Source organism: Chitinophagales bacterium (assembly GCA_040877935.1).
Taxonomy (GTDB): Bacteria; Bacteroidota; Bacteroidia; order Chitinophagales; family CAIOSU01; genus JBBDNB01.
The window spans coordinates 12,934-39,147 of sequence record JBBDNB010000056.1 but is presented as its reverse complement, the minus strand read 5'-3'; the positions used below and the strand labels follow the sequence as shown (position 1 = coordinate 39,147).

At 40.2% G+C, this 26,214-nt stretch carries 22 protein-coding genes; 17 read left to right on the top strand and 5 right to left on the bottom strand.

The annotated features are described in order from the left end of the window. Positions 1-62 precede the first annotated feature (62 nt). Together WD048_15405 and WD048_15400 are read right to left on the bottom strand one after the other, a co-directional pair. On the bottom strand, positions 63-2,756 hold the full coding sequence (locus tag WD048_15405) for a T9SS type A sorting domain-containing protein (GenBank protein MEX0813604.1): 2,694 nt from the start codon (positions 2,754-2,756) through the stop codon (positions 63-65). Positions 2,757-2,962: 206 nt separating this feature from the next. Continuing rightward, positions 2,963-3,310 (bottom strand): 4Fe-4S dicluster domain-containing protein, encoded by a 348-nt coding sequence (locus tag WD048_15400; protein ID MEX0813603.1) that lies wholly within the window; start codon positions 3,308-3,310, stop codon positions 2,963-2,965. A gap of 94 nt (positions 3,311-3,404) precedes the next feature. Between WD048_15400 and WD048_15395 the strand changes: the two genes are divergently transcribed. Further along, on the top strand, positions 3,405-4,412 hold the full coding sequence (locus tag WD048_15395) for an acyl-CoA reductase (GenBank protein ID MEX0813602.1): 1,008 nt from the start codon (positions 3,405-3,407) through the stop codon (positions 4,410-4,412). A gap of 7 nt (positions 4,413-4,419) precedes the next feature. On the opposite strand, the gene WD048_15390 is transcribed toward WD048_15395, so the two are convergent. Beyond that, on the bottom strand, positions 4,420-6,711 hold the full coding sequence (locus tag WD048_15390; GenBank protein MEX0813601.1) for a terpene cyclase/mutase family protein: 2,292 nt from the start codon (positions 6,709-6,711) through the stop codon (positions 4,420-4,422). 165 nt (positions 6,712-6,876) lie between these two features. Between WD048_15390 and WD048_15385 the strand changes: the two genes are divergently transcribed. Continuing rightward, positions 6,877-8,094 (top strand): MFS transporter, encoded by a 1,218-nt coding sequence (locus WD048_15385; protein MEX0813600.1) that lies wholly within the window; start codon positions 6,877-6,879, stop codon positions 8,092-8,094. Positions 8,095-8,536: 442 nt separating this feature from the next. On the opposite strand, the gene WD048_15380 is transcribed toward WD048_15385, so the two are convergent. Then, positions 8,537-9,754, bottom strand: coding sequence for a bifunctional 3,4-dihydroxy-2-butanone-4-phosphate synthase/GTP cyclohydrolase II (locus tag WD048_15380; GenBank protein MEX0813599.1), 1,218 nt, complete (start codon positions 9,752-9,754; stop codon positions 8,537-8,539). Positions 9,755-9,995: 241 nt separating this feature from the next. Between WD048_15380 and WD048_15375 the strand changes: the two genes are divergently transcribed. The 15 genes from WD048_15375 (at position 9,996) to WD048_15305 (ending at position 23,667) form a co-directional block, all read left to right on the top strand. Next, positions 9,996-11,216: a DEAD/DEAH box helicase gene (locus tag WD048_15375; protein ID MEX0813598.1), complete on the top strand. Its 1,221-nt coding sequence runs from the start codon at positions 9,996-9,998 to the stop codon at positions 11,214-11,216. A gap of 61 nt (positions 11,217-11,277) precedes the next feature. Then, on the top strand, positions 11,278-11,877 hold the full coding sequence (locus WD048_15370; protein ID MEX0813597.1) for a sigma-70 family RNA polymerase sigma factor: 600 nt from the start codon (positions 11,278-11,280) through the stop codon (positions 11,875-11,877). 14 nt (positions 11,878-11,891) lie between these two features. After that, positions 11,892-12,152, top strand: a complete 261-nt coding sequence (locus WD048_15365; protein ID MEX0813596.1) for a hypothetical protein — start codon at positions 11,892-11,894, stop codon at positions 12,150-12,152. Positions 12,153-12,254: 102 nt separating this feature from the next. After that, entirely contained in the window at positions 12,255-13,772 is a 1,518-nt protein-coding gene (locus tag WD048_15360; GenBank protein ID MEX0813595.1) for a DUF547 domain-containing protein, read from the top strand. 91 nt (positions 13,773-13,863) lie between these two features. Beyond that, positions 13,864-14,253 (top strand): hypothetical protein, encoded by a 390-nt coding sequence (locus tag WD048_15355; protein ID MEX0813594.1) that lies wholly within the window; start codon positions 13,864-13,866, stop codon positions 14,251-14,253. Positions 14,254-14,314: 61 nt separating this feature from the next. After that, positions 14,315-15,145, top strand: a complete 831-nt coding sequence (locus WD048_15350) for a DUF692 domain-containing protein (GenBank protein MEX0813593.1) — start codon at positions 14,315-14,317, stop codon at positions 15,143-15,145. Beyond that, positions 15,132-15,905, top strand: a complete 774-nt coding sequence (locus tag WD048_15345) for a putative DNA-binding domain-containing protein (GenBank protein ID MEX0813592.1) — start codon at positions 15,132-15,134, stop codon at positions 15,903-15,905. Before WD048_15350 ends, WD048_15345 begins: the two co-directional genes overlap by 14 nt. Before the next feature lie 26 nt (positions 15,906-15,931). Further along, positions 15,932-16,297, top strand: a complete 366-nt coding sequence (locus WD048_15340) for a hypothetical protein (GenBank protein ID MEX0813591.1) — start codon at positions 15,932-15,934, stop codon at positions 16,295-16,297. 240 nt (positions 16,298-16,537) lie between these two features. Beyond that, on the top strand, positions 16,538-17,098 hold the full coding sequence (locus tag WD048_15335; protein MEX0813590.1) for a peroxiredoxin-like family protein: 561 nt from the start codon (positions 16,538-16,540) through the stop codon (positions 17,096-17,098). 90 nt (positions 17,099-17,188) lie between these two features. Next, complete coding sequence (locus WD048_15330) at positions 17,189-17,812, top strand: TIGR04282 family arsenosugar biosynthesis glycosyltransferase (protein ID MEX0813589.1); 624 nt, start codon at positions 17,189-17,191, stop codon at positions 17,810-17,812. Next, positions 17,809-18,585 (top strand): DUF547 domain-containing protein, encoded by a 777-nt coding sequence (locus WD048_15325; protein ID MEX0813588.1) that lies wholly within the window; start codon positions 17,809-17,811, stop codon positions 18,583-18,585. Before WD048_15330 ends, WD048_15325 begins: the two co-directional genes overlap by 4 nt. A gap of 95 nt (positions 18,586-18,680) precedes the next feature. Continuing rightward, the gene (locus WD048_15320) at positions 18,681-20,018 is read left to right on the top strand and encodes an FAD-dependent oxidoreductase (protein MEX0813587.1); all 1,338 of its coding nucleotides are present in this window, start codon (positions 18,681-18,683) and stop codon (positions 20,016-20,018) included. Positions 20,019-20,038: 20 nt separating this feature from the next. Beyond that, the gene (locus WD048_15315; GenBank protein MEX0813586.1) at positions 20,039-21,445 is read left to right on the top strand and encodes a 4Fe-4S dicluster domain-containing protein; all 1,407 of its coding nucleotides are present in this window, start codon (positions 20,039-20,041) and stop codon (positions 21,443-21,445) included. A 23-nt stretch (positions 21,446-21,468) separates the two neighbouring features. Beyond that, entirely contained in the window at positions 21,469-22,971 is a 1,503-nt protein-coding gene (locus WD048_15310; protein ID MEX0813585.1) for a glycosyltransferase, read from the top strand. A gap of 3 nt (positions 22,972-22,974) precedes the next feature. Beyond that, a complete protein-coding gene (locus tag WD048_15305) occupies positions 22,975-23,667 on the top strand; it encodes a glycosyltransferase family 2 protein (GenBank protein ID MEX0813584.1) in 693 nt (230 codons plus the stop codon). A gap of 10 nt (positions 23,668-23,677) precedes the next feature. Here the strand turns inward: WD048_15305 and WD048_15300 are convergent, their stop codons facing one another. Beyond that, the gene (locus tag WD048_15300; GenBank protein MEX0813583.1) at positions 23,678-26,122 is read right to left on the bottom strand and encodes a tail fiber domain-containing protein; all 2,445 of its coding nucleotides are present in this window, start codon (positions 26,120-26,122) and stop codon (positions 23,678-23,680) included. Positions 26,123-26,214: the final 92 nt, after the last annotated feature.

The following is a 26,214-nucleotide window of genomic DNA, read 5'->3' as shown; positions in this document are numbered from 1 at the left end:
AAGTATTTGGTTCAAAAATAAATAATTATTTAACTCACAATTAAGACTTATCCACAAGCCCTTTATTGAATTATCACTTTTTTGGTCATTTGCTCGCTTGCTGTGTTCAATTGAATCAAATAAACTCCGGCAGGCAAATTATCGAAATTATAGCTTTTTCTATAAGAACCTGACACGCCATTCCATGATTCACGGGCAATTGTTTGACCTGTTGCATTGTATAGACTCAAATGAATCTGTTCAGGTTGCATCAATTCAAATTCTACCACAAAATTGCCATTGTTCGGGTTTGGATAAACATTGAAAGTCTCCAGCTTGCCTTCGATGTTTTCTACTGAAGTACAATTGCCATTGTATTGAAACTCAATTGGCTGACCGAATGCTCGGCATGAAGCCTGTACTGTAGGGAAATCTGCCGGTAAAGGTGGCACTGTAATGGTTACAGTTTTACTTTCACCCGGGTTCAAAGTTATTTCCAGAGGATCGAAATTAATCATCTGATCTTGTGAAATAAGGTTGCAAGTATCTCCACTAACGAAAACATTAAACGGAGGTAAAGTAACAGTCACTGCTCCTGTTCCATTATTGGTTGCCTGTATCTTCCACTCTCCATTTGGATTTCCGAGATAAAGGGATGTAAGCGGGAAACAAATTCCACCGGCAATATCCCACAATGCCTGGTTAATAGAATTGCCAAATGCAAATTCATCATTAATATTAACTGTATTGCCATTAGGGAAAGTAAATACCAATGGATTAATTGACCAACCTTGATCTCCAATAATATCCGGGCATATTTCAAGTCTTGGGCGACATCCTTCAAGGGTGTCCCATACTACAGTGTCTTGTACAACAGCCTCTATAGCAAATGGTGTAAGGTAATAAGTTCCTTCAGCTAAATCTCCCAAATTACAAGCGTCAAGATCAAAACTGCCATCGCTGTTAGATAAGAAAACCAGTTCATTATCTGCTGCTGCAGCAACCTGCGCATCTGTTTCCAACAACCCATCGGAAACAGGACTAATAGCCCAGGCAAGGTCACTTCCGCTTTTCAGGGCAAATCCTGAAGAAGTCACATTGTAGGATTGACCATCATTAGCTGAACAATTACAGGATAATGGATCAATCTGCAATAAATCAGCTACGCCTTCTACACATTGCTCGAAAGGAGCAGAAAATACCTCACATCCAATATCATTGGTGAAACTCACAGTAAAAGGGCCGGCAGAACCCAGAGTTTCAAATGTATCGGATTCTTCACCAGGAATTGCCACACTATCCAAATACCATTGTACCTGGAAGCTGTCAGGATTGTTTACATAAAGAAAAGAACCGTCAGTACTGATATTGATTATAGGAGTACTTACAGGTTCGATTATAACTTCTACGGTATCGGAAAATCCGGGACAAATATTGCCGGGTTCCAGCACTTCCACATAATAATTTCCGGGCACACCAACTTTAATGGTTTGGGAATCAGCTCCGAAAAGCTGGGTCGTATCCCTGAACCACTGGTAATAATCAAAACCGGGGCCAGCATCGAGCAACAAACTGTCTCCCTGGCATAAATCAAGGCCATCGGGCGCAGAAATTGTTGTTGTGCTCAAATCATAAATGGTAACTGTATCCTTGTATTCGGTGGTTTGAAGCACTCTCTTATTTACCTTAAATGCACCAGTAAAATTATTATGTATGAAACCATAAGTAGTAGTTGGAGAGGAAGTTGTAGGTATTATTGATGAAATTGCAGTTCCTAAATCATCATCTTGTGAACAAACCAAAGGACAACGGCCATCTTCATCAAATGCATTAAAGGAAATTGAAGTGTCTGAAATAGCAATATCCAAGCCAGTCCATGTTCTACTTCTACCGCTGGGGTTATTGGACGTAAGTCCAACCAAATCTGCTGCACCACCAGCATTAACATACATATAGGGTTCTGGATCCTGAGATGCAAATGCTTCTTCAACATCACCCCACCAGCCACCGCTTAGTGTTACTGAAACTTCAGAAATATAATACTCATAAATCGTCTGGGTCAATGTGATGGGATATACACCCGGTGAGTCAAAGAAGTAAGAAGCTGTAGGGCCATCTGCAGAATCCAGTCCGGCAAAATCCCATTCGTATTCTGTTGTAAACAAATTCGGATTGGGATCAGGGATTTGTTTTGCGAAATTAATATTGGCTTCTTCACAACCATTTGGCGGGGTCATAGAAATCACACCAGCAGAAGAGCCTGGCAAAACCCTTATAAATAATGGAAAAGTTTGATTCTGACATTGGCTGATCCCAGAAAGCGAACCACAGCCTTCAACCGTTACAGTCAAAACTTTTAAGCCTGGTGTAGCAAATGTTTCTCCACAAATAGTAACTGCTCCATAGCGGTAATCTTGAGGATAATAAGTATTGTTATTGGCGGCAGCAACGGAATCGGGCGTGTAATTTAAACCTATGGGCAACCCGGCAACACCCAATATTTGAACAGAGTTTACTGTTGCTGTACCGGTAACAGGACTTGTTACCGCTTGTTTTTTAGGCAATAAATACTGCATGAAAATAGTCGTATCCACGCCCTGGGTAAAATAAGCAGTATCAACATCTGTTGTGTCTCTGTCAATAGTGAAACCGAAATAGAAATCATCAGCTCCGGTCCAATAGGTGGGGTCAGGTGTTCCGTATGTACATGGCTGAGCATATACATTAACAAAAGCTAAAACAGCCGAAAGTAAAAGAGATAGTTTTTTCAAGTTCATGAAGTTCATTTTTCGTAAAAAAATTGTGGCAAATATAATGAAGGGATTTTTTTCAAGATCAAGTTTGATGTGATGATCGAAATTTATTGTTTTAAAATGCCTGAATTTTATTAAGCTATGTGAAAATACAAAAAAGAAACAAGTGCTTCTACAATTAAATTCCTAAAAATCACAAAGCATCATTGTGCGTGTAAAGAATGCGGGCATTATAAATGCATGTTCTCTTTTTTCTCTAAGAGTTGATCTTCCGTTTCTTCCCTATCGGGATCAGGCACACAGCAATCAACAGGACAAACAGCAGCACATTGGGGTTCTTCGTGAAATCCAACACATTCGGTACATTTATCGGGCACTATATAATAGATTTCTTCAGAAACAGGTTCTTGCTTTTCATTTACATCTATTTCGCGGCCATCTTCCAAAGTGATCGCTCCCTCCACCGTATTTCCATCGGCAAAAGCCCATTCTATTCCGCCTTCGTAGATCGCATTATTAGGGCATTCCGGCTCACAAGCTCCACAATTGATACATTCATCTGTTATAATTATAGCCATAAGGGCATTTTCTTTTAGTTAAATTTGCTGCAAAAATAAGCCTTGAAAAGCTCTAATTCAAGGCAATCAACACGAATATTGAAAAAAAGTTTGTATGCAGGCAGAAGAAAGAATTAAACAAATTATTGAATGGGGTGAATGTTTCCTCAATGAGAATGAAGGCCTTGAAAATGCTATGGAAAAAGCCTGGCAGGAGAATCGCTGGTTTATTCACGAACATCAAAAACAGGCACTCAAATCTATAAAAGAGCAAATGCTTTCAGCCAACAAACTTGAGCATTGGATTAATCACTACAACAGCGATTTGATGGAAAAACCCGCTAAAAATATAGCGCTGATAATGGCGGGAAATATTCCTCTGGTAGGTTTTCATGATTTACTGGCTGTTCTTATGAGCGGAAACAAGGCGCAGGTTAAACTGTCTTCAAAAGACAGTGCTTTATGGAAATACCTTTTTGCTAAAATGCAAGAAAACCAGCCTGCATTGCATGCGCAAATTGAAGTGGTTGAAAGGCTGAAAGATTTTGATGCTGTAATAGCCACGGGAGGCAACAATACTTCCCGCTATTTTGAATATTACTTTGGCAAATACCCACATATTATCCGTAAAAACAGAAACTCATTGGCAATAATCAGCGGCAATGAAAGCGATGCTGAACTGATGGCATTGGGAAATGATGTCTTTGGTTATTTCGGTCTGGGCTGCCGCAATATTTCACATTTGCTGGTGCCTGAAAATTACGATTTCAAACAAATGCTCGATGTCTTTGAAAGCTACAAATGGGTTTTGGACAACAATAAATACAAGAACAATTTCGACTATCAACTGAGCATAATGCTGCTCAATCAAATTCCTTTTTTACAAGGTGATGCTATATTGCTAAAAGCATCTGATTCTATTCCCTCTCCTATTGCTACTTTGCATTATCAGTTTTACAAATCAAGGGAAGAAGCTGAGCAGATTTTAAAGGCAGAGCAAAACAAAATACAGTGTGTGGTAGGTGAAAATCATTTGGGTTTTGGGACAGCTCAATCGCCCGGACTAATGGACTATGCCGATGGGGTGGATACAATGAAGTTTTTATTGGACATGAAAAAATGAGGAATGCTCATTTCATATGCGCATACCGACCCAAAGCCCAAAGCGGAAACACATTTCTATAGGCGGTATAAGTAATCATGCAATTGCCATTGAACACTCCGGAAATTCCCTGTTGCGACCAGTCACCGCTTTTTTCTTGCTTGTCAATTAAAAAACGAATGCCTTTGTCAGTCACTGTTTTTTCAGGATAATCAGCAGCCATTAAGGCCAATAAAGCCCAGGCTGTATTTACCACCTGTCCTTCTTTGTGTTCATGATAACTCTTATCTACACAAGATTGTGCAGATTCTCCCCAACTTCCATCGGGTTTTTGAATGCCTACCAAAAACTCACAGGCTTTTTGAATTTCATGATCAGGAAAACCTGCCTGATAAGATTTTGCTCCTGCTGCCAGCAAACCCTCAATTCCAAACCAGGTACCATAAGTGAAACATACTGCCCAGGAGCCATACCAGGAGCCATTGTTGCGCTGCTTTTTCAAAATAAATTCCCGGCCATTCCCTATGGCTTTTTTGATTTCTTCAGCCCTGTAATTTGGAAAAAAATGATTGTATTTTTTCAATGCCTGAATTGTAGCAGAAGTGCATTCCACATAACTGTATTCCACCATAATATCTGCAAATATGCCCGAAGGATTGAGCTTTTCCAGCCATTTGGAACCCCTGATGTTTTCATAGGTTGCCCAGCCACCATCATCGTTTTGCAATTTGAGCAGAAAGTCTATCGCTGGTTTATACCTTTCAGGATTAATTTTTTCAGCCATATTCTCAAGTGCAGGACTTTTTTCCAACAACAATGCGGATTTCATGGCCTCACTTGTACAATCCGTAATCGGCCAGTCATGCGATTGTGTTGAAAATGGCCAGCAACCAAAGCCATTGTCGCGGAAAAACTGCTCGTAATCGGGCTCGTTTTTTTGTATCTGTGTTTGATCCAGATAGCTGTATATTTTCTGAGTCGTTTCAGGAAATACACTGTCTAATTTGCATTCCAGCAAAGCCTGTGCAGCAAAAGTGGTATCCCATAGCTGCGAGCCATTATAACCGTTCATCTTCATGCCATCTTCCGCAACCCACAAATAATCCTTCCATCGCTGCACATGTTTTTTAAATTCAGGTGATTCTTTACCTTTTATATGCCAAACGCAAAGGGAATTCAGCACTTGATTGACCGGCCCTACATTGATATAATTGGTGTGCCGGTCTTCTGCATCAATGTATTTTTCCAGAAAATCGGTGGTTTTCTTTCTCAAAAATTTAGAATGGACTTTTTCATAGCCGTTCATAAAGAAATTGAAAAAATCCAGCCACTTTGATGGAGCTTTGTACAGGTCTTCCTCGCAAATTTTATCCCTGGCGCTTTTCCAGTCAATTTTCGAATATTTCTCCGTGTACAATTCAGTTTTCAATGCCTTGGTAATGGCAGTGGGTTCAGCTTTTAATTTAACTGCATAACAATAAGACATGGGCATATATACCATCCGTGCATGGTTCCAGTACCGGCTCGGATGAACCGGCAATGATTCGGGCAAAAGCCAGGCTTCGGGATAAAAAGTATTGTTGCCTTCCCATTCATACACGCCCAAAACAGATAGGTAGAACTTGCCCCACAAAGGCACTTCAGTTGCCCCACCATGCTGCTGAATCCACTTGCGCGCTTTTTTCATTGCGGGATCTAATGCTGCTTTTCCCAGCAAACGCAAAGCGACATATTGCAGAACAGTCCCAAACATGGTCGATCGGTCTTCGATGTGCAGCCCCCATCCCCCATCATCATTCTGGTGGTTCAGCATATAACGGATCATGAGTGTTTTTTCAGGGGAAGAAAAAGGTGTTTGGGTAATGTAGGACACAATCACCAGGCCGGGCAGTAGAAACAATGGCCCACCATAATCGCCCGCCCAATTGCCATCGGGCATTTGAAGCGATCGGTAAAAGTCAAAGCCTTTGTTTGCTGCCAGAAAGGCTACTTTTTTATTGGCATCGCTGATCTGTTCCGCTTTATTGATCAACTCATGACTGATCTCCCCTGCTTTTGCCTTTCGCCTTAAAAGTAAATCGGAGGAATTGGGATTCTTGCTTTTATCATAGCTGAATGCTGCTGATATTTCTTTTAAAAATGTCCGGCCTTGTGGCTTTTCCCAATCCTGCTCATTTTGAATTTCGCCTTTGAGGTCATTTGGCAGCTCAAATTTCCAGTATTGCCTGCCTTTATTGCTATATAGTTTCCAGCAATTCCAATAATAGCTTTTGTCTTTGGGAAGTGTTTTCCTCTCTTCTTTAAGCTGCGCAGTTTCCATTCAGTTTATGTTTTACAGGTCTAAAATAAGCGCGAACAACAAAGGGAGTGTTTGATTAAAAAATTAGGGTTCGGATAAAAAAAATCAGGGCTTGAAGCTGAGTACAAGTACTTTCTTAAACATGCACAAAACACAAGTAAAGCTTAGCTTTGCACTTTTAAAATTATGCGCCTCAAACCTGACTTTTTTAAAGACAATTTTCACCTGCTGCTGTTTGGGTTTTTGTTCACCTTTCTCTCAGGGTTTGGGCAGACATTTTTTATTTCCCTTTTTGTGCCAAAACTGCAAGCCGTTTTTTCGCTGTCAGATGCCGAGTTCAGCAGCCTGTATGCACTAGCCACACTGAGCAGCGCATTTACATTGAGTTGGGCGGGCCGATTTATTGATAAGTTAAAGCTGCCCATTTTCAGCAGCCGTGTGATGATTGGCTTTGTGCTTTCGCTTTTGGTTTTTTCACAATCTTATTATGTACCCGTACTTTTTTTCGCACTTTATGGCGTACGCCTTTTTGGCCAAGGGATGATGTCACATACTGCCATGACAAGTATGGTACGGTTTTTTGAAAAAAACAGGGGAAAGGCAGTAAGCTTTGCCGCATTGGGACACCCTGCTGGAGAGGCTATCTTTCCCATTATCATAGTTTCCCTTATGGCCCTATTTGGCTGGCGAATTTCCCTGATTTGCGCTGCTGTGGTAGTTGCAGTGGCTATTCCCCTTTCACTATATTTATTGATGCGGGGAAAAAGGTTTTCCAAATTAAAGCTGTTTGTAGCATCCGTTCAGAGCAAGGAAGATTTAAAGGAAGCGGCCATTTTAAAGATCTTGGGCAAAAAGTCCTTTTGGATATTGGCACCCAGTAGTTTTGCCTCGGGCAGCATCGGTACCGCTTTTTTGTTTTTTCAATTAAAACTTGGAGAAGTCAAAGGCTGGGACGCCACTTTTATTGCAGCCACATTTTCCTCCTATGCCTTTGGGAATGCCATGAGTACTATTGCTGCCGGTTGGCTGGCAGATCGATTTTCCGGGCGGGTGCTTTTTCCTTTTTATTTATTGCCATTCGGCATTGGATTGATATGCCTATTCTTTTTTGATGCAAAGTGGGTATATCTTGCGCTGATCAGCGGAATAGGCATTAGCAATGGCTTTGGCAATACCGTAAAAAATGCCGCTATGGCAGAAATGTTTGGCGTAAAGGTCATCGGTTCGGTTAGAAGCTTGTTTACCACGGCAATGGTATTTTCCACAGCCGTGGGTCCCGTGGTTTTTGGGGTTTTACTGGATTTTGACATCAGTTTTGAAAAAATAGCACTGGGATCTTTCTTCTTCTTCGCATTGGTGAGTTTGAATGCCTTGAGGGGTGTAGGGCTTGAGAGGAGTATCTAATGGTTTTATAGAAGTGTTGCAAATTGCACGTAAATCTTTAACAAGAGAAAAGAATACTAACCTGAATTCGGAAATTATTTATTACTCAGAATGCCAAAAAATTTTGACCCACATAAGCATCGTTAAAATTTCTTGCCATTGTGAGTTCCCTACCCGACTAAAGTCAGTCAGGCGGGCATGTGACCGCTGAAAATAAATTTTAACCACATGAAAAAATCCCTGTTAAAGCACGCATTGATTTTGGAAATTTATTTGAAGTGAAAACTGTCCGTGAAATGGGATGGGGTATCAACTTCCAATTTCTATCCTCTAACTTCTAATTTCCTCCAACAACATACCTCCACTGTATTTCCACCGTATTTCAACAAGCATCAGATAAATCACAAACTAAAATCAATTTCTAACTTCTAATTTCTAACCTCTAACCTCTATCTTCTAAAATTCACTGATCCTTCATAATCTCATGCCCCATCTTATCCCTTTTGGTTTTAAGATAGCGCTCGTTGTGCTTGTTACAAACCACTTCAAGCGAAATATTTTCCACTATTTCCAGTCCGTAACCTACGATACCCGTACGTTTTTTAGGATTGTTGCTCAGTAAGCGCATTTTGCTCACCCCCAGGTCTCTCAGAATCTGTGCACCAACTCCGTAGTCACGTTCATCCATTTTAAAACCAAGTGCTTCATTGGCCTCATAGGTATCCATTCCTTCTTCCTGCAATTTGTAGGCACGCAATTTGTTCAGCAGTCCAATTCCACGCCCCTCCTGATTCATGTACAATATCACACCTTTTCCTTCTTCTTCTACAGCTTTAATGGCTGCTATCAACTGATCACCGCAATCGCAGCGCAAAGAACCCAACAAATCCCCGGTAAGGCAGGATGAGTGCACACGTACCAAAACCGGCTCACCGGGTTCCCAAGTACCTTTAACCAAAGCAAAGTGCTCGTCATCGGTGGTCAATTGTCTGTATCCATGTACTTTAAAATCACCATATTTGGTGGGCATGTCTACATCCGACACTACTTTTTTAATCAGCCGCTCTTTTTCCATCCTGTATTTGATCAGATCTTCAATGGAAATGATCTTCATATCAAAGCGCTCGGCAATTTTAAACAATTCCGGGAGTCTTGCCATCGTACCATCTTCATTCATAATCTCCACAAGTACACCCACGGGATCCATGCCTGCAAGTCTGGCCAAATCTATGGTGGCTTCTGTATGGCCGGCCCTTCTCAACACACCGCCTTTTCTTGCTTTTAAAGGAAAAATATGTCCGGGTTTTGATAGTTCTGAGGGATGGATATTGGGATCGATCAAAGCCCGAACGGTCTTGGCCCTGTCACTAGCCGATATCCCTGTGGAACAACCGTGGCCTTTCAAATCAATGGAAACGGTAAATGGAGTGTCGTGCAAACTGGTATTGCTTCCAACCATTAGCTCGAGGCCCAATTCCTGTGCTTTACTCTCTACAATAGGGGCGCAAATCAAGCCGCGACCATGTGTAGCCATAAAATTGATTATTTCGGGAGTTACATTTTCCGCAGCAGTGATAAAATCACCTTCATTTTCCCTATCCTCATCATCTACTACAATAATGAGTTTTCCATTTTTCATATCTTCTACAGCCGATTCAATACTGTCTAATTTATTCTTCATAATGTCTTTTTGCTGATAAAAACCTTAAAAACTTTGCTCTTGTTCAAAATTCAGTGCAAAGGTACCATAAATAGTACTATTATCCATTCAAAAACCCTAAGCGCTATTGATAACATTAACATTTATAAAATCAAAACTGAAAATATTTCAAAACTATTGGTTCTGCCTAAATGTAATTCAAAGCTCTTAATTATCCGTATATTCACAGTTTTTTAGTACCAATACATTTTTCACTCATTTTATGAAATTCAAAGACCTTAAACTAAACAAACAATTACTCGAAGCCATTTCTTACATGAATTTTGTGGAAGCTACTCCAGTACAGGAAATGGCCATTCCGAAAATCCTTGACGGGCAAGACCTGATAGCCTGTGCACAGACCGGCACGGGAAAAACGGCAGCATTTATACTGCCGGTACTCAACTACATGGCCGAAAACAACAGCAAAGGCAACAATGCGCTGGTAATTGTCCCTACCCGTGAACTTGCATTACAGATTGATCAGGAAATTCAGGGTTTCGCCTATTTTCTGGGGGTATCTTCCATTCCTATTTATGGGGGTGGCGATGGAAGCAATTTTGACACACAAAAACGCGCCTTAAGTGAAGGGGCAGGAATTATTGTGGCCACACCCGGCAAATTGATCTCCCACATGAATATGGGCTATACGAATTTTAAAGACCTCAATTTCCTGATACTTGATGAAGCAGACCGCATGTTGGATATGGGGTTTTATGAGGATATTCAAAAGATCATCACCTATTTGCCAAAAAAACGGCAGAACCTGATGTTTAGCGCTACCATGCCACCCAAAATCAGGAAACTTTCAAAAGAAATATTGAATGATCCGGCAGAGATCAATATTGCCATCTCCAAGCCTGCTGCAGGGGTTTTGCAGGCCGCTTATCTTGCTCATGATGCCCAAAAAATCCCTTTGCTCAATCAATTGATTGCAGACAAGCCCAATTACAAAAGCATTTTGATTTTCAGCTCTACCAAGAAAAAAGTCCATGATATTCAACGGGCATTGAAAAACAAGGATTTTAAAGTAGAAAGTATTTCATCTGATCTGGAACAATCCGAAAGGGAAGATGTGCTGAACCGCTTTCGCTCCAAAAAAACAAGAGTACTGGTTGCTACAGATGTAATCAGCCGGGGGATTGACATCAAAGACATCAACCTGGTGATCAATTTTGATGTGCCCGATGATGCTGCCGATTATGTGCACCGCGTGGGCAGAACAGCAAGGGCAGATACTACAGGGGTGGCGCTTACACTGGTAAACGAAAACGATATGTACTCCTTCAAGCAAATAGAAGACCTGATGGAACAGGAAGTGATGAAACTGCCTCTGCCACCGCATATTGGCGAAGGTCCGGAATGGAAAGTGCCGAAATTCAAACCCCGAAAAAAAGGGTTTCAGAAATCAGGTGGAAAAGGGAAAGGCCGCTATAAAAAGTAAGATGTACATTTTTTCAGCTGCAAATACATTAATTTAACTCCTGTATGAAATTGCAGAACAGATGATTAAAAATACTTTAAGTCAATCCGAAAAGGAAGTTCAATTTTCCTCCTGGGTAAATGACTACAGTGACGCCATGTATTCCTGGGCTTTACACAAAACTTCAGATGAAATGGTGGCACAGGACATTGTTCAGGAAACATTTCTTTCGGCATATAAATCTCTGGACAAGTTTAGACAGGACAGCAAACCCAAAACCTGGCTTTTTTCCATTCTTAACAATAAAATCATAGACCATTACAGGAGAAAAATAAAATACATCAGCACAGATAACAATAAGCCATCTGAAAAAAAAGCCTTTGACCTGACCGAAAACCTATTTGATGAAAACGGTAAATGGAAAGCCCCGGAATCACAAGCTTTTATCGATGATGACATTCACCTTTTGGATGATGATGAATTCAGAAAAGTAATGGAGCTGTGCCTGGATGACCTGCCCGAAAACTGGCGCTTTGCCGTAAACTCAAAATACCTGCTTGAAAAAGACGGCAAAGACATCTGTCAGGAGCTGGAAATCACCCCGTCAAATTATTGGCAAATAATCCACAGGGCTAAGTTGATGCTCAAAAAATGTATTGACCTGAACTGGTTTAATAAATAACACCCTATAATGCTATGATGTCACTCATGATTTCCTGTAAAAAAGCCGGTGAGCTGATCGAAAAAAAAGCTGTTGACAAGTTGTCAATGGGCGAATTGCTTCAGTTAAAATCCCACTTAATACTTTGCGGTGTATGCTCGCGTTATGAAAAATTCAGCCATTTCATTGAAAGTTACCTGCTGAATACTTCAAACATCCCAGACAAGAAAAATGCAAAGTTGCCTGATCATGTCAGGAAAAACATTTTAAAAATCACCAGCAACAAAAGCTCATAGCCCAAATGTAAGAACCAGGCCCATCACTAAACCAGAGCCCTGCTTTCTATGGTATATATGTACAGAATAATCATCCCACTAATCCTGTTGTTTACTGCAACAATGCAGCTATCAGCCTCTGAAAATGATTTTTTCAAAACAGCAGGCCGTTTCTTTGACCAGTATGTGATCGATAATGCAGTGGACTATGATCGCTTAAAGCAAGATCAAAGCTTGCTCAAAACACTTTTAAACAACATTGAAAATTTTGACTACCAACAGAAAGACAGAAATGAGCAAAAAGCTTTTTTGATCAACGCTTACAACATACTGACCATAAGCAATGTAATCAATCATTACCCAATCAATTCACCGCTGGAGATAAGCAGTTTTTTCGACAAGAAAAATTTCAATGTAGCAGGCAGAAAAGTCAGTCTTGACGATTTGGAAAAGTCATGGCTGATGAAAGATTTTTTTGATCCACGCCTGCATTTTGTGCTGGTTTGTGCTGCAAAAGGCTGCCCTGAAATTGTTGATTACGCCTATCTCCCCTCTTCCATCGAGCAGCAGTTGGAAAACCGAACCCGACAGGTCATCAACGATCCCGGTTTTTTAAAGATAAACCACTCCGAACAAAAGGTCTTGTTTTCTGAGCTTTTCAATTGGTATGAAAAGGATTTCACCCAAGAATACAACTCCATAGAGCAATACATAATGAGTTACCTCGAAATTGAAATCCCCGATAATTACAAATGGATGAGCTATCCATACGACTGGTCGCTGAATACGCCTGCAAAAAACCAGGGAACAGATTCGGTAAAAAAAAAGAATAATCTGCAATTATACACCAGCTCAGTGCTGTACAGTAAGGGGACTTTCGAATTAAGACTGTTGAATAATTTCTACACGCAAAACACTTTCTTTGATGAAAACAGGACAAGAATAGAGGACAAGCGCTCCACTTACTTGACAAGTTTTTTCCAGTTTACTGCCGGATTGCACCCGCGCATCAATATTGGCGCAGATTTTATCTTTAAATCTGTACGGCAGGTAGAAGATCGCAGCGAAAACCCTGTGAAAATCCTGCGTTTTGGAAACAATGAAATAGCCCAAACCCAATTGGCATTTGCAGGGCCGAGAATTAAATTTATTCCCTTTAAAAAGCTCAGTAATTTTTCGGTGCAGAGCACCTTTTATATTCCAACTGCAAAGGATATGGAAGGCAGTGAATCGGGAAGACCCTTTTTGGATTACGACAAGTTTTTTTGGTGGAACCAGTTGTTTTTTGACCAAAGACAGGGCAACTACCTCAATCATTTTTTTGGACTGGACATCATTGGAAGGTTTGGTGGCAAAAGCCAACTCGAAAATCTGGTTCAATCGCCTTTAACCTATATCATCAGTGCTTTTCCCACAAAAAGACTGACCATTTACGGCCTAGGCCAGTGGTTTCCCACTTTTTCAAAAGACAGTGAGGGTAAATTCGGCATGTCGCAATATTTTATTCAAATCGGAGTGGGCACCAAAGTATATGTGATTGAAAATTTAGAACTCGAACTCTCTTTCAATCACTTTCTGAAAGGCAGAAATGCCGGTGCTGGAGAGGTGGTCAATCTGGGCGTGCGCTATGTGATTTGGTAAGCCAAATGTTATAAGCTCCTTTTCTTTTTTTCATTACTTGTAAGGATTGGTTTTTTGCTGCGACTATTCTGTCAAACAAAAACAAAAAACCATGAACAGTAAAAAATTCATCATTGGCTCGCTGGTATCAGGAGTGATGATCAGTGGAGGAAGCATCAGCGCTTCAAATTCATTAAATTTTAAAACCCTGGGTTCAGGTGGAGAAATCAGATCCACTCTTTCTAACGAAGCAATAAATCACTCTGATGAATTGTCTTTGGAATTGACTTGCGGTGAAAAGGACAGTAAGAAAGCCCAAAAATCAGAAACCAAAGATGCCGAGGCCAAATGTGGTGATGGCAATTGCGGGGATGATGCAAAAAAGGCAAAAACAGAAAGTAAATCTGCCGAGGCCAATTGCGGTGGAAAAGAAGACTCAAAAGCCGACAAAAAGAAAAGCGAAAAAAGCGAAAGTAAAAGCAAAGAAGCTACATGTGCATAATTGATGATTAGATATGATGCCGGTAACTATTGCCGGCATCATTCATCATAAAAGCAAGGCTATGGTTGGAATAGGATTTAGAAAAGATTTTTCACGCGAAGTAATAGATGCTTCAGGAATAAAACCGGATTTTATAGAGCTGGCTCCTGAAAACTGGATAGAAATAGGCGGCTACTGGAAAAAAGAATTGAAGAAAGCATTGGAAAAATATCCGCTTTACACACACGGCCTTTCTTTATCAGTAGGTAGCCCCGATGATTTAGATTACGAATTTTTAGCAAAAGTCAAAAAATTTCTAAACGAAACCGGTGCACTGATCTATTCTGAGCATTTAAGTTTCTCTAAATGTTCTAATGCACACCTATATGATCTGCTCCCTATTCCTTTTACAGATGATGCAGTAAAACATGTTGCCTCAAAAATCAGAAAAGTACAGGATTTTTTAGAACAAAGGATTGCTATTGAAATAGTCAGCTATTATTCCCCTGTTGCAGCCGAAATGAGTGAAATTGATTTTGTGAATGCTGTCTTGGAAGAAGCCGACTGCCTACTGCTACTTGATATCAACAACATTTATGTAAACAGCTTCAATCACCAATACAATAGTAGAGAGTATATTGACCAACTGCCCTTTGATCGCATAGCATACATGCATATGGCCGGCCACGAAAAAATCAGCGATGACCTAATTATTGACACACATGGCAAAGCAATAATCGACCCTGTATATGAACTTTTCGATTATGCCATAAAAACCACAAATTTAGACCTCCCTGTACTTCTTGAAAGAGATTTCAATATTCCGGAAATGAAAGATTTACAATACGAAATAAATCGATTGAAAAATATAAAACGCAATGCTCTAAAATCTATAGAAAATGCAGTTGCTTAAAGAATCAACCCTTCGATATCAAAACAAGCTCGCCTCATTTTGTAAAACAGGAATACTTCCTTCTATACCAGGTGTAGATGAAAAGCATGTTCATCAATACCACCGTCTTGTTAAAGGTGTTTTTGATGACAGCTTGACAAAAGCTTACCCTCTGACACACAGTTTATTAAGTAAAGGGGAATGGGACAGTTTAGTAAATGAATTTCGTATTTCTCACAAAAGTCAATCTCCACAAATATGGCGAATGCCCTATGAGTTCTTTACTTATTTCAAAGGAGAATCCAATCTAAAAATCGTAAAAAAATATCCCTTTATTATAGACCTGCTTCTTATGGAGTGGCTTGAAATTGAAGTGTATATGATGGAGGATGAAAAAACGCCAGACTATTATACTGAAAGAGATCATAAAGAACAAGGGCTTATACTAAACCCGGAAATAAGAGTTTGCTCTTTGGAATTCCCTGTACACTTAAAAAAAGCAAAAGATATTAAGCCTTATGATAAAGGACTTTATCTGCTTTCACTGCACAGACATCCGGAAAGTGGCAATGTTATTTTTACTGAGCTTGGTACAGCCCATGTATTGCTTATGGAATTGCTTCAGTTTCAGGAAAGCATTCAAGTCAATTATGAAGACATGCTCGAAATATTTATGCGTTATGCAGCAAAAGAAGAAGCTGAAAAAGCATTGGAAATATTTATCACATCTGCACTAAAAAGCAGATTAATCCTTGGATTTTTTAACCCTAAATATATTTAATCATGAGAAAAACCAATTTATTATTAATGGCGTCAACCTTAATCAGTTTAATACTCATTCTTCAGGCTTGCGACAAAGATGATGATACAGAACCGAATGAATTTATTGCAGAATCATCATCCTTTTCTGATTTCGAAACCTGGTCTTTAGATCATACTGCTGAAGGGTATGACCCCGCAATTGGTTCAACGCACGGGGGAAATGATAGTACTGTTACCAGAGAAGTGTTTTTTAAAGACGGACAAACCCCATCTTCCAGTGAATACCCTGTAGGTACTATAATTGTCAAAAAAACAACAAATACAGGCGAAACGATTGAACAATACACAGCAATGGTAAAAAGAGGTGGTTCTTTCACCCCGCCAACAATGGATGGGAGTGGTTCATGCTGATGGCAGCATTGCAGAAGATCCAAACTCAGGCGAAGTAATGCGCGGTGCACTATTGATGAATGGAATGTGCGGCAATTGCCACAATTCAGCCTCAACTGATTTTGTATTTTCTAAATAAAACCCTGGCCTGCCCGGCATAAGGCAACAGAATAATAAATATTGCCGGGCAGGTCAATTAAAACACTTTAGAATGCTTGCAATAGCAATTATTGCCCTTGTATTGATGAAGAATGAAGAACTATGGAAACACAACAAAATTTTAAAAAAGTAAAGGAAGCAAAAGGATTGAAAGTTGGTGAAAAAGCACCTGACTTCTCTGCCATTAACCAAAATGACTCTGTTTATCAATTATCAAAGGCTTTGCAAAAAGGGCCGGTAGTATTGATATTTTATCGCGGTCAGTGGTGTCCGATCTGTAACAATCATTTGAGTAAAATTCAAAAACAATTGCCTCAAATCTATGAGAAAGGCGCTACTGTGGTTGCAATTTCACCTGAAAAATCAGAGTTTTTAAAAAAAACCATGAGCAAAACCGGTGCCGAATTTACATTATTGTACGATGAAGGCTATAAAATTTCTGATGCTTTTGATGTGACATTCCGACCAGACACTATTTCCAGGGCAATATACAATACATTGCTAAGAGCAAATTTAAAAGAAGTGCATTCTGATGACAGCCAAAGATTGCCCATTCCTGCTACATACATAATAGGAACCGATGGAAAAGTTGTATGGAGACATTTTGACCCGGATTATAAAAAGCGTGCTAAGGTGAAAGATATATTAAATAACTTGCCCTAATATTGTTTATGAATTTTTATATTTTACTACAATAGCTTGTTCAACTTTACTTTAGCGGTATTAAATTTCAAAATGCTATAACTGAATCCAATGCATAAAAACGCACTCATCATATTTGTAAAAAACCCTGTAGCCGGAATGGTGAAAACCAGGTTGGCAGAGGGCAGTAGTATTGACCAGGCATTAGAAATATACCTTCAGCTTTTGAATTATACTTTACAAATCTGCAAGAAGCTAAGCAATTGTGAGAAATATGTTTTTTATTCGGATAAAATAGATACCGGTGATGCCTGGGCAAAAAACGGCTTCCACCAAAGACTGCAAAAAGGAACCGATCTGGGAAAAAGAATGAGCCGGGCATTTGAAGAAGTGTTTTCCCTGGGACACAAAAACTGCATTATAATTGGCAGCGATTGTCCGCAGATTAATACAATACACCTTGATACCGCTTTTGAAAAACTGGACAATCACGATGCAGTAATTGGTCCCGCAAATGATGGGGGTTATTATTTACTTGGGATGAAAAAGCAGCACAGGACTTTGTTTGAAAACAAAAAATGGAGCAGCACTTCAGTTTTTCTCGACACTTTAAAAGATTTAAAGGCTTTGCAATTAAAAACCTATATATTGCCCGAACTGATAGATATAGATACTATGGAAGATTATATTGCTTTTCAGCAAATTCAGGAAGACAGTAAAACAGGAATGGCATGAGAAGAACAACTTTATTTTTTCTAATCATCGCCAGCCTATTCCTGTCCTGTCGTTCGGTGAATTTTAAAGGCAGCGGCACTTCAGCTCCCAATCACGATAACTGGACTCAGTTGTTAAAAAAACATGTGGCAGAAAACGGAGCTGTAAATTACCCTGGTTTTATAAAAGACAGCAGTGCACTCAACACCTATCTTGAACTATTGAGCAACACCCCGCCCGATGATGATAAATGGAGCCGGGAAGAACAAATTGCCTACTGGATCAATGTGTACAATGCTTTTACCGTAAAATTAATCATTGATCATTATCCTGTGGAAAGCATCAAAGACATCGGTAGTAAAATCAATATTCCTTTTGTTACGACTCCCTGGGACATTAAATTTTTCAAAATTGGAGAACAGCAAATGGATCTGAACCTGGTAGAACACGGACAATTGCGCAAAAAACTCGAAGAACCACGCATACATTTCGCCATTGTTTGCGCATCGGTTTCCTGTCCTAAATTACGCAGAGAAGCCTTTGAAGCCAAGAGCTTAGAGCAACAATTGGATAATAGTGCCAGGGAATTTTTAAGCGATACTCTGCGCAATCAGGTTTCGGTAGAGCAGCCCCGCATTTCTAAAATTTTCAAATGGTTTACCGGTGATTTTACCGAGGAAATGACTTTGATTGAATACCTGAATCAATACGCTCCGGTGAAAATAACAGAAAATACAGAAATCGAATACATGGAATACAACTGGGCTTTGAATGAAAAAGAGAATTTTAAATAAAGCGAGGATCAAGAGTCCTCTCGGAAAATAAAAACCATGATGTATAGCGGTCAGACCGCTTTTCAGAGTTGGTTCAACCTTTAACTTGATAATAAATGCAAGAGCACATTGTCATAATTGGAAATGGAATTTCGGGCATTACCTGTGCCCGTCATATTCGCAAAAACAGCGACCACCGCATTACGGTCATTTCTGCTGAAACCAAACATTTTTTCTCGCGCACTGCACTCATGTACATTTATATGGGACACATGCGCTACGTGGATACCAAACCCTATGAGGATTTTTTCTGGGAGAAAAACCGCATTGAACTGTTTTATGGTTTTGTTGAAAATGTGGATACCGACAATAAAAAGCTTTCTTTAAAAAACAGTGCTGAAATCAGTTACGATAAGCTGGTAATTGCCAGCGGCAGCAAATCCAATAAATTCGGCTGGTCGGGCCAGGATTTGAAAGGCGTACAGGGCTTGTACAGCTATCCCGATTTGGAACTGATGGAGGAAAACACCAAAGACATTTCCCGTGCAGTGGTTGTCGGGGGTGGCTTGATCGGCATAGAGATGGTGGAAATGCTGCATTCAAGGAATATCCCTGTTTCATTTTTAGTACGGGAATCCGGCTTTTGGAACAATGTATTGCCACCGCTAGAGTCAGAACTTATTGGCAGGCATATCCGCGAACACGGCATTGATTTGCAATTATCCACCGAACTGGAATCCATAGAAGGCGATGAAAACGGAAAAGTAAAAGCCATTATCACCAAGTCTGGCGAAAAAATTGAGTGCCAATTTGTAGGGCTAACAGTGGGTGTACATCCCAATATTGAATTTCTGAAAAACTCAGGGATTGAAACCGAAAAAGGTATTTTGGTCAATGAATACCTGGAAACCAATATCGAAGATGTCTATGCCATTGGTGACTGTGCACAGTTTAAGGAGTCGCCCGGATACAATCGCAGAAACATAGAGCAGGTGTGGTACACCGGTCGAATGCATGGGGAGGCTTTGGCGCAAACCCTCAGCCATAAAAGAACAGCCTATGCGCCCGGCAATTGGTTCAATTCAGCTAAATTTTTTGATATAGAATACCAAACCTACGGTTGGGTGATGCCGAAGCTCCAAGACAATGAGCAAGATTTTTATTGGGAAGACCTATCTGGCAAAAAAGCCCTGCATTTTGTTTTTGATAAAACCGACAAAGTTTTCAAGGGTATAAATGCTTTGGGCATACGTCTGCGGCATGAAATCATGGATCGCTGGCTTACTGAAAAAAGAACGGTGGAGTATGTTTTAGAACACCTGAAAGATGCCAATTTTGATCCTGAGTTTTATAAAAAACACGAAAAAGAAATTGTTGAAAAATACAATGCAGAAAACAATGCCTATGTGAAACTGAAAAAGAAAAGCCTGATGAATATTTTCAAATTGAATTAACATTAAACTCATGAACTATTATGAATGAAAGCATTTCCATAGCCAACCCCGATTCCGCAGGATTAAACCTTCAGCAAAAGCTTGCCCTGGCCACAGGCTCTATTGGCATATTAATTCTACTGGTGACCATTGCAGGAGTTCATCTTAATTCGAATATTTTTCTACCCCTGTCGATTGCTATGCTCTTTGCAGGAGCAGCATGGTATGCACATGCATCCTACGGCAAGCAGCCCGAAGGGATTAAAAACAATGGTGTTTATCATGCCGCACTCACCAACAAAGGGGCAATAGCCTGGGCCATCGGAATAGTCCTTACCGGGTTTTATGTCCTGCTCTACTGGTTTCCGGCATCACTCGGTCTTGCAAATGAAAGCAGTTCAAATACCGGTATCATTGCGCTTTTTGATCCATTGAGCCAATTTTTTACAGGCGAGCCTGCCGATCAGTGGTTTGTGTATGGTACGCTTTATACTGTAGCCATTCTGGCTATGGGTTATAAATTTTTATTGAAATACAGGCACAATCGCTATCAGACAATTCGCACCCTTTCGGTCATGTTTTTTCAACTGTTCACCGCCTACTTGATACCACAAATTTTAGAAGGCATGCACGATGACAAGGCTTATTTTGCCAAAGACATCAAAAATATATGGCCTTTGAACCACTATTTTTTTGAAAGCTGGCACCTGGACAATATGCTGAGTGGAGGCAGCCTGGGAATGTTTTATTTGGTATTCGGGATTTTTCTATTTGCAGTAGGCACTCCCATATTCAGTTATTTCTACGGCAAACGCTGGTATTGCTCCTGGGTATGTGGCTGCGGTGGACTGGCAGAAACTGCCGGAGATCCTTTTAGACACAATTCCACAAAAACACTACGCTCCTGGAAAATCGAACGATGGATGGTGCATGGTGTATTGCTGCTGATCACAATTGTCACCATAGTAGTTTTATACGGCTATTTCACCAATTCTGATAGATTTCTTGGACTTAGCATTTATGAATATTTCACCCGCCCCTATGGTTTTGTAATAGGTGCGGCTTTTTCAGGTGTTGCCGGAGTTGGCTTCTACCCTATTTTAGGAAATCGCGTGTGGTGTCGTTTCGGCTGCCCTCTGGCAGCATATATCGGATTGTTTCAGCGCTTTAAATCGCGCTTTAGGATTACCACAAACGGTGACCAGTGTATTTCCTGTGGCAATTGCTCTACCTACTGCGAAATGGGTATTGATGTGAAAGCCTATGCACAACGCGGGCAAAATATTGTTCGCTCCTCCTGTGTGGGCTGTGGAATTTGCTCGGCAGTTTGCCCAAGAGGTGTATTAAAGCTTGAAAATGGGCCGGAAGAAGGCCGGTTTAACCATAATCCTGAATTAGTTGGTAAATTACACGAGCCAAAGGCTTTTGGAATTTCAGATCAAAAATAAAGCAAGCTCAGCCGGCATCACCAATGGAAATAACAGCAGTAAAAATATTTGTTTCGGTCATTATTGCCATTTATACAATTGCGCTTTCGTTTATATTCTTTTATAGCTTAGCCCAACTGCACCTGGTTTACCAATACCTTTTCAAAAAGAAAAACCTTAAAGCTGCTCAGTTTGAAGACAATATTAAGCAGGAGCATTTCCCTTTTGTGAGTGTTCAACTCCCTATTTACAATGAAAAACTGGTCGCTTCAAGACTTATAGATGCCATTGCCAAATTGGATTATCCTACAAATAAATTGGAAATACAAGTATTGGATGATTCTACAGATGAAACTTTTGACATTATTGCCGAACGGGTCAGTTATTGGAAAAACAAAGGATTTGACATCCTGCACATCCATCGAACTGACAGAAGCGGTTTTAAAGCAGGCGCACTTGCACATAGCCTTCAAATAGCCAAAGGTGAATTTATAGCCATTTTCGATGCCGATTTTTTGCCCGAAAAGGATTTTTTATTGAAAACCATTCCCTGTTTTTTTAATCCTGAAATTGGGATGGTGCAAACACGCTGGGAGCACATCAATAAAAACTACTCTTTGCTGACTCAAATGCAGGCATTTGGCCTGGACGGACATTTTGTAGTGGAGCAAAGCGGAAGGAACATTTCCAATTCATTTATCAACTTTAATGGTACTGCCGGTGTGTGGCGCAAGAAATGTATTGAAGACAGCGGCAATTGGAATTTTGATACACTTACAGAAGATCTTGATCTCAGCTACCGGGCACAAATGAAAGGCTGGAAATTCAAATATTTAGAAGATGTGACAGCTCCGGCAGAACTGCCCCCTGTGATGAGTGCCCTTAAATCGCAGCAATACCGCTGGACCAAGGGCGGTGCCGAAACAGCCCGAAAGCATTTTTGGAATGTTATGAAATTGAAAATGCCCTTAAAAACCCGGTTTCACGCCATTTTTCACCTGCTCAACAACCTGGTGTTTATCGCTGTGATTTCAAGTGCCATAGTAAGCGTACCCCTGGTTTATTTCAAAAACCGGTTCAGCTATCTGGATGATATAGTCAATTATGCATCCATTTTTATCCTCAGCTTTTTGGCCATAGGTGCTTTGTATTTTGTGTCAAATTTGAAAAATGAAAAATCCATTTCAAAAGCATTAGGGAAGTTCATGATTAAATTCCCCTTATTCCTGGCCATATCCATGGGGCTTTCACTGCACAATGCAATTGCCGTAGCCCAAGGTTACATCGGTAAAAAAACACCTTTTATCCGAACACCCAAATTCAATATTACCCAAGAACACAAGCTGATTTCAAAAAGCAATTATGTGCTTTCTTCCATTAATTTGATTACAATACTCGAAGGCCTTTTGGTACTGTATTTCTCTTTTGGGCTGGCAATGGCTGCCTATTTTGGGGAATACAGCCTCATGCCATTTCTCTTTATGCTTTGCTTGGGGTTTGCGCTCGTATTTTACTATTCTCTTTTCAATGAAAAATTTAAATCTTAAGAAATGTCTGATCAGAGCATTGTCGTTATTATTCCAGCTTTCAATGAAGAGAATGCTGTTTCTAAAGTCATCGGGGATATTCCCAAAGATTGGGTATATGAAATTATAGTTGTCAATAACAATTCAAATGATGCTACTAAAATCAAGGCAGAAGATGCAGGAGCTACAGTATTGGAAGAGCTACGGCAAGGCTATGGTTTTGCCTGTTTGAAAGGGATAGCCTATTGTGCTAATTTGAGTGAAAAACCAGATATTATTGTTTTTCTGGATGCCGATTATTCAGATTATCCGGAAGAACTGCCAAAAATTGTACAACCCATTATTGAACGGGATTATGATCTCGTTATAGGTTCGCGTGCACTCGGAAGCAGGGAATTGGGAGCCATGATGCCACAGCAGATTTTCGGAAATTGGCTGGCTACTTTTTTAATCAAACAGTTTTACGGCATGAAATTCACCGACCTGGGGCCATTTCGCGCCATAAAATTCGAGAAGCTTATACAACTAAACATGCAAGATACCACCTATGGTTGGACTGTAGAAATGCAACTGAAAGCTGCCAAACAAAAGCTGAATTGCACCGAAGTGCCGGTGACTTACAGAAAACGCATTGGCCACTCAAAAGTCAGTGGAACGCTCAAAGGCTCCTTTATGGCCGGGTATAAAATACTCTATACCATTTTTAAGTATTTGTAAACCGGGATTATTATTTTTTAGCAGTCTGTAAAAGCATTTCTTCAAGATAATTCAGCCTGGTTTCAAGATCATCTGTTTTGGTTTCCTGCCCACAAAGTGCCTGGGCCATACTTTCCATTTCCTGCTTTTGATTTTCAATAAGCGCTTGTTGTTCTTTGATCGCTTCTATTAATACAGGCACCAAATGGCTGTACTGAACGGATTTATAGCCATGATCATCGATGCTCACCAATTCAGGGAAAATTTCTTCCACTTCCTGCGCTATTACACCGATTTCTTTCCCTTTAGAAAAACCTTTATCAGGAAACTCATCAACTTTCCAATAATAATTCACTCCGCGCAATTGCTTGACTTTGTCTAAGCTGTTTTCAAGCGCATTAATATTTTGTTTAAACCTTATATCAGAAGTTTCATTGATGCCATTGGACTTAAAACGACCTGCTAATTCGGCATTTCCACCTCGTTTTACAGTAAAGCGATTTTGGTAATCACCTACAACAAAAAGATTATTCACATCAAAAGTTCTAACGGTATAACCTGAAGGAATAGAACCTGCTGTCCAGTCAACCGGAATCCAACCGCTGCTTTGCAAATTATTTACAATAGAGTAATCTACACTTCCTGTACGGCTAATATAAACTTCTAAATACATGTTATCATATGTCCCGTTTCTCATTATTCTGACTTGAGAAAAAGTAGGAGTAGTACCGTACTTACTGTGAGACAATACCGTAAAACTCATATTGCCATCGTTTCCATAAGAGATTCCTGCTATGAATTTCAATGTGGAATGTCCGCCACCACTAATATAATCCCTCAAGGTAAATTCGGCATTGGCTCTGTTGCCGGGGTTGTAAGCTATACGATACCAGTTTCCGGCAGAAACTGAACCTTCATTATACTCTCCTCTACCCTCTTTTTCCCAGGTAGCCACACCTGTTCCGTCTATAGCTCTTAACACTTTTCCTTCTGCAGGACTTCCCCCGCGAATTCTAACTTGCCCGTTTACATCTAATTTTTGCGAAGGACCGGTTGTACCAATACCTACATTGCCTGAGGTGTTGATTATTCCTCCACCTCCAGAGGTCCAGGAAAATTGATTCCCTCTTAAATGTACATTGTCTCCGCTGGCATCTCCAAGATAAGTATTGTCTCCATACAGATAAGTATTGGAGTTATTGGTGTAAAAATCCTGATTAATTCTTACTCTTGAACCGGCATCATTGTAAAAATAACCTCCACCGGTTCCAACATAAAGCCTGTCTTGGGCATATGTATTGCCTGCAACTGTAAAATCACTTGCTACTCTTCCCTGTCCTGAAATTCTGAAGTCAGCATTCTGGTCGCTTGCAAATTGGTTTTTAATATAATTTTCGCCACCGGATGTACTTACTCCAAGTAATGCACTTATAGAAGGCTCTTTACCGTTGACCTCTTCAAAACGCGGATCCCAAAAATATTGCTCATGTCCTGCCGAGCTATTGTAATACAAATAGGAACGATGTCTTTGTTGAGTTGCTGAAGTGGCAAATTTAAAATCGGTAGTTGAGATTACTTTTTCACCCGTTTTACTGTCATAAATCCCTCCATAACTTGTAGTAGAAGGATCTCCACTACCGTGAATATACCCTACGATCAAATACCATTTGTCCAATTCCGGCAAGTCACCGCTCCAGAAATAAGGATTACTTTCTGAAGTTCCATTGAGATGGTTTAAGTCACTACCCAGACACCCCAGATAAGTATTTCCCCCAGTACCTCCTACTTTTTTAATCCATACAGAGACACGGTAGGTTTTAGTATGATCGATAGGAAAAGTCTGAGAGTTCCAACCTCCATCACCATTGTTATCGGTGCCTTTTCCAAGCCATGCAATTACTCTGTTGCCATGAGGGCCTTCATGCCAAACTCTTTCATTTTCACTTGTAGCACCATTCTGACTAAAAACACCTACACTGCCAGTTCCAATACTCCATGAGTGAGATGGCACATAATTGCCCTGGATAATGCCACTTACATCTTCAGCATAACCGTCTGTAACTATATTAGATCGCACATCACTACCTCCCGCTATCTGAAATTTATACAAGGGACTGGCAAGCCCAATTCCAACATTTCCATTGGAATTTAAAACAGAGATTCGGGTTGTGCCATTGGTCTGCAGACTTAAATCATCTCCGGAGTGGCTTCCAATAAGTCCGCCATCAACAGTAATGCCTTCATTGAAATAAAATCGTGTTCTGTCGGTTTCAAAATGCGACCAGGACCCATTCTTTGGACCTATGTCAACATAACCATTTCCGGTACTTATACGCACTGCACCGGATTGATTTCCACGTAAGGATCCGTCAATATGAAGTTTTTCCAAAGGGCTTGGCACACCAATACCTACATTTTGAGCAGATATCAATTGAGCAAGAAGCAAAAAAGAGAGAAGAAAGTAGATATTTTTCATAAAAGGAATTTTGTCCTTCTGTAAAATACGAATTCAAAACACTAAATTCAAGTTTTTGTAAAAATATCTTCTCAAAATTCAACTTAAAAAAC